Source organism: Methylotenera sp., assembly GCF_029945705.1.
In the GTDB taxonomy this organism is placed as follows: Bacteria; Pseudomonadota; Gammaproteobacteria; order Burkholderiales; family Methylophilaceae; genus Methylotenera.
The window spans coordinates 1-5,531 of sequence record NZ_JAQSDC010000005.1; the positions used below are offsets into that span (position 1 = coordinate 1).

The 5,531-nt window shown below is 41.7% G+C and carries 6 protein-coding genes; 1 reads left to right on the forward strand and 5 read right to left on the reverse strand.

All coding sequences use genetic code 11. From position 1 onward, the window contains the following. Positions 1-122 precede the first annotated feature (122 nt). Together PSU78_RS02710 and PSU78_RS02715 are read right to left on the reverse strand one after the other, a co-directional pair. Positions 123-686, reverse strand: a complete 564-nt coding sequence (locus tag PSU78_RS02710) for a YceI family protein (protein WP_300383884.1) — start codon at positions 684-686, stop codon at positions 123-125. An 18-nt stretch (positions 687-704) separates the two neighbouring features. Then, positions 705-1,265, reverse strand: a complete 561-nt coding sequence (locus PSU78_RS02715; protein WP_300383887.1) for a cytochrome b — start codon at positions 1,263-1,265, stop codon at positions 705-707. 376 nt (positions 1,266-1,641) lie between these two features. On the opposite strand from PSU78_RS02715, the gene PSU78_RS02720 reads away from it, so the two are divergent. Next, a complete protein-coding gene (locus PSU78_RS02720) occupies positions 1,642-2,178 on the forward strand; it encodes a hypothetical protein (protein WP_300383890.1) in 537 nt (178 codons plus the stop codon). A 279-nt stretch (positions 2,179-2,457) separates the two neighbouring features. On the opposite strand, the gene PSU78_RS02725 is transcribed toward PSU78_RS02720, so the two are convergent. The 3 genes from PSU78_RS02725 to PSU78_RS02735 form a co-directional block, all read right to left on the reverse strand. Beyond that, a complete protein-coding gene (locus PSU78_RS02725; RefSeq protein WP_300383893.1) occupies positions 2,458-4,242 on the reverse strand; it encodes a monovalent cation:proton antiporter-2 (CPA2) family protein in 1,785 nt (594 codons plus the stop codon). 83 nt (positions 4,243-4,325) lie between these two features. Then, positions 4,326-4,646: a hypothetical protein gene (locus PSU78_RS02730; protein ID WP_300383896.1), complete on the reverse strand. Its 321-nt coding sequence runs from the start codon at positions 4,644-4,646 to the stop codon at positions 4,326-4,328. Positions 4,647-4,655: 9 nt separating this feature from the next. Next, the gene (locus tag PSU78_RS02735) at positions 4,656-5,177 is read right to left on the reverse strand and encodes a phage baseplate assembly protein V (protein ID WP_300383899.1); all 522 of its coding nucleotides are present in this window, start codon (positions 5,175-5,177) and stop codon (positions 4,656-4,658) included. Positions 5,178-5,531: the final 354 nt, after the last annotated feature.

A 5,531-nucleotide genomic window follows, 5' to 3' on the forward strand; every position in this document is an offset into this window, starting at 1 on the left:
TCTTTTCGTCATTTTATACGATAAAAAGTGTCCACTTTTTTCAACAGGGGTCATACTTAATGAGTATCAAAAATAAATTTCAAAGAGATGTGTGTAATTTCAGCCCCAACGAGTCATTAAAATTACTTGGCTTTAGCTAAAAAGTGAAACTTGATTTGAATTTCATTGGCTACCGTTCCAAAGTCTGACCAAGAGCCTTCACCAATCGCAAAATCAGCGCGCTTTAGAACAAATGCACCATCTACCAATCCTTGAGCATTAAATGTAAAAGGCGCACTCACCAGTTGGCTGCGGCCTTTAATGGTCATCTTACCAGTCACTTCATAGCGATTGGCACCTAATGATTTAAAGCTAGAAGATTCAAATTTTGCATGTGGAAACGCTTTAGTATTAAACCAGTCTTTTCCAACCACTTCATCATTAGCATCGTCTGACCCTGCATCAATACTTGCAAGGTCTATATCTAACGCGGCCTTAGCGGTGGCAAGCTTGGCTGAATCAAAGCTAAGTTGTACAGAAAACTTCTTAAAGCTACCATCTATTGGCACACCCATCTGTTTATAGACAAAAGCCAAGCTGCTCTTATCTTGCTGAATACTGCTATATTCAACCGCCTCAGCGAAGGACATCATTGCCAAGCTGCTGATTAAGATAGCCAGTAATTGTTTCTTAATTTGGTTTTTCATCACATCTTCTTTCATCAATTAATGTTTATGTTTGGGTAACATACGCGTCAGTACGTCGTCTTTATCAAAAAAGTGGTGCTTAAATGCAGCGCCAGCATGCCCAACTACAATGGCAATCAGCACAAAATTCAAGGTTTCATGTACCTCTCTTAACACGTTACCAATCTCTCTATTTTTAGCCAGCAAGTCTGGGATTGGGATAATGCCAAAATAAACCGTTTGAAAGCCTTTTGCCGAACTCATTAACCAACCAGTGAGCGGAATGGCAATCATCAACAAGTAAAGTAAACCATGCCCAATATGCGCCGCCACTTCAGCGGATTTAGATATGTTCATGGGTAGCGGGGGTGGGCGATGCGTGAATCTCCACCCTAGCCTGATCATCACGAGTAAAAATGCCGTCACACCCGCCCACTTATGCCAAGAATAGATTTTCAGCTTCCAAGGCGATAAAGGCAAATCATGCATATAAAGACCAACTGCAAATAGCGAAAGTATGAGCAAAGCCATCAGCCAATGTAAGCTTATCGCTAATGAGGTATAGCGATTACTAAAATTCAATTGCTGCGAAGTTTTCATGGTTTGCATTCCAATACATTAGGTTAGTTAGTATTTAACCACTATAAAATTGGATGTAAAAGTATAAATATTAGCGCTTATTAATCTAATATTTAGATATTTTCGGTAAACATTTAAAATAGAGTTAAGTCTTATTAAATAAAACTAGCAGATTTAATTTTTTAACTCTTAAATTCAACAATTTAAGCCCAATAACTTATTCAAAAATATTGATTATATTCATCAGGGCTGTTAAGGTTCTTAATAAGTGTATTTGTAGCTCCCCGTGCAGCATAAACGGAGTGCCGATAGCTCTGCTTTTTATAGAGGTGTGATAAATATAAAGAGAAAATAACAATACGATATTAAAACAACTTCTAAATAAGGGAACTTAATCTTGAATAAAATCTTTACTACTGCAGCGCTTATCTTATTAGTTTCAGGGTGCTCCACTATGACACCTGCACGCTATTCAATGTCTATAGATAATAATCAAGCGCTAAAAAAATTTGACGGAAGCAAAATTAAATTAGCTTCTTTATCTGCTCCTGCGACTTTTGATGCTAACTGTCGGCTTATGGGGCCAATACAAGCATCTGATGGAATGACTATTCCACAGTTTGTTGAAAAAGCTTTTAATGATGAGTTAAAGTTTGCTGGTGTTTACTCTGATCAGGGTGTGTCTCTTACGGGCAGTCTAAATCGAATAGAGTTTTCCTCCTCATCAGGCCTTACTAATGGCTACTGGAACTTAGGAATGGAGTTGAAATCAAGTAATGGAAAATCAATGTCTTTTGATAACCGTTATGACTTTAAAAGTGGGTTCGATGCAATTACAGCTTGCAACCAAACTGCTCAGGCACTTGGGCCAGCAGTTCAAGACCTAATTAAAAAAGCTGTAACAAATCCGCAGTTTGCAGAACTGATTCACTAGACATTCAACTCAAAAATACAGTGTAGTTTCCCTGCGCCCGATTTTGTAACCTTGTGCGTGCCGAATAAAAAAAGGGCTTAGAAAAATCTAAACCCTTTTTTCTTATCGCAACGCCTATGCTTCATCACTCTTCTAATTACTGTCTCACTGCTTCAGATTAATTAGATTGGCTTTATCGTCGATTTATTAACTTCTTATTAGTGAAACTACACCTAGCAAACTCAGTTAAATACTTGCTGCTTGTTGTATATAGTTTTTTAAATAGGGCTCTAATTAAACTTAGTCAGAACCGCTAAGTTTACTTTCAGCTTTAGGTTGCTCTAACTCAAAAAGCGCTTTGAGATCTTGGCGGCCTTTTTCAGCCAAGGTGAAAATTGCGCTTCTGTCGTGCCTAATACTTCTAGTCGCTTCTAGTTGCTCTAAATCGTGTATCTCAAAGTGCTTGATGATTTTAGCGGCTGAGCTTGGTGTCTCTCCAATGGCTAATAACGCTTGCCTTGCCGCTTCTAATGATGAGTAGAAGGTCTCACGTATTGGGTGCAACTCTAAGTCGCGCAAGTCAAATGCTTCGGTTCTGCTTCTGGCTCTCACTACTATTGCAACGTGTGGCCAGCGCTCTTTTACAAGCTTAGCCATGTTTAGCGTGGCTGCTGGGTCGTTGACGGAAATAATGAATAGTTTGGCTTTAGCAATGCCCGCTTCTTCTAATAAATCTAGTCTTGATGCATCGCCGTAATAGCAGCGCCAGCCAAATTCACGCATTAAATCGACTTGATTCGGGTCGTTATCTATCAATGTTGCGGTAATGCCTTTTGCCAGCAGCACTCTGCCCACAATTTGCCCGAAGCGACCGAAGCCAGCAATGATGACTGCGTTATTTTCTTCGATGGCGTCTTTGGGGCGCACGCTGCAATCTAGGGTTAAAAATCGATCGTAGATTAACAATAAAATTGGCGTAATCAGCATGGATACCGCCACGACTGCATTGAGAATATTGTAAGTTTCACGCGGAATAGTCTGCTGCGTTAAAGCCGCGCCAAATATGACGAAGGCAAACTCACCTATTTGAGAGAGTGTTACCCCAAACAATAAAGCATCTCGCATTGAGTACTTAAATGACCGTGCTAGACCAATTAAAATGGACATTTTAGTCATCACTAGCAACAAGGCTAATCCCAAAATTAGCAATGGTGAATTGGCGAGTAGCGATAAATCGACTGACATACCTACCGCAATAAAGAATAAGCCTAAGAGTAGGCCTTTAACAGGCTCAATATCTAGCCTAAGTTCGTATCGATACTCCGAGTCGGCCAACAGCACACCTGCCAGAAATGTACCTAGCGCCATAGACAAGCCAACTGACTGCATAGCCAGCGAAACGCCAATGACTAAGAGTAATGAAAACGCGACGAAAATTTCTCGAATACCCGTTTTTGCGACAACGCGCATAATGGGGCGTAACACAGTGCGACCAGCAAAGATAATCGCCAAGATAACAGCGATTGCTTTAGCCACCGCCCATATATCAAAGCCAGATTTAGTGCTGTTAGGCGCGATGAGTGCCAGTATCATAAATATTGGAATGACTGATAAATCCTGAAAAAGCAGCGTGGCAAATGAAGCTTGGCCACCAGGACTGCTGAGCTGCTTTTTTTCGGTTAACGAGGTCAAGCCAATAGCCGTGGATGACATTGCAACCCCCATGCCAATCACAATGGCGATTGACCATGTAAAACCCATCATATGAGTGGCGAATGTTACCAGTGCAACTGTACTCACGACTTGCAGACCGCCTAAGCCAAACAGCGTTTTACGTAACTCCCAAACCTTTTGCGACTCTAACTCCAAGCCCACGAGAAAAAGCATTAACACCACGCCAAACTCGGAAAAGTGAAGCACTTGTTCAGGGTCTGGAATCAGCTTTAATGCATAAGGCCCTATCAATATGCCAGCAAGTAAATAACCAAGTACAGAGCCTAAGCCTAGCCGTTTAAATAAAGGCACCAGAATAATCGCGGAGGCAAGATATATGGTGGCTTGAACAAGAAAGTCAGGTGAATTCATTAATGCCTTTAAATTTAACGAGTGAGTAACGGGTGAATATTAAGAGTAATTAGATTGTTTTACAGGCTTATTTTATATTGCCTTCAGATTGCACTTACACGAGTTTGTGTTGCAGCAATAATCAAGGGCATTCCAGTGGGGGCGCAAATTGACAAACCACCTTGCACGACTAGTGGCTGCCCATTCGAGGTGACTCTTTGACTGCCTGCTAACCACTGCGCTGTTACGCAAGGGCTATTTGCAGGTGGCGAAGATAAAGCACAGCCAGCCACAGCATAAGGCGTGGTAATCAATATGGTGTTTTGACCACTCACCAATACGCGTGGATTTAATGCAGTAGGCGTGGCGACCCCTGCATGTGAACACAAGACCTGAGCGCCAGCATTGACTAAGAAACCTGCCATATTGACCTTTTAAATAACCTCTAACGCACCATTGTTAATGCTAACGCCAGCACCAACCATGTGAATGGTCGCGCCTTTGCCATTTGAGATAAAAATACCTGCGTCATTGACTACGATAGATGCCCCAGTTGCACTGTGCAACATGACGCCACCTGTGGTCGGTGATGGTGGCATGTCACTGATCACCACACCCTGCTGTAATGGCGTTTGAATGACGATATTTGGATTGGCTGCATTTCCCGCTAATGCGGCTGACGGCACTTGCAGCGCTGAGCCCCAAAAACCACCAACCCAGATGGGATGTTCACGGTCGCCTTGCTCAAACTCAATCCAAACCGTATCGCCTATGTTTGGTAGCACATAAACACCATGTTGATTACCCGCAATTGGCATGCATGGTAATGCCCAAGCGGTTGGACTAGCGCCAGTTACATCAGGTACCATCGCCATAATCCGCCCAAGCTGTGCTGGATCAATATTATTCACCACCGTGCCGCGATATTTACCGTAATACTTTTTAGTCTGGCTCATGCTGTCACCTACCCCAATCTTTTAGCTAAGCCAGAATGGCTGATTAAAACTTTACTCGAATTCACCGCGTTTAATTATGTTTATCAGACGACTCACGTAATACAAGTAGATTAAATTGCATGTTAATTTGGCGCTTACTCAACTTTATTAGCGCGAGTAACTATTGGCATTATGCAACATTTTCATCTAATTTCTCCATTCAAACATTCATCGACATAGCAGTGAAATGATGAGTGACTTTTCTATTCTGTCGATTGCAATCGCTGAGTATGGTCTATTCACTTTATTCATGCATAGTGACTTGACCCCTGTTGAAAAAAGTGGACACTTTTTATCGTATAAAATGACGAAAAG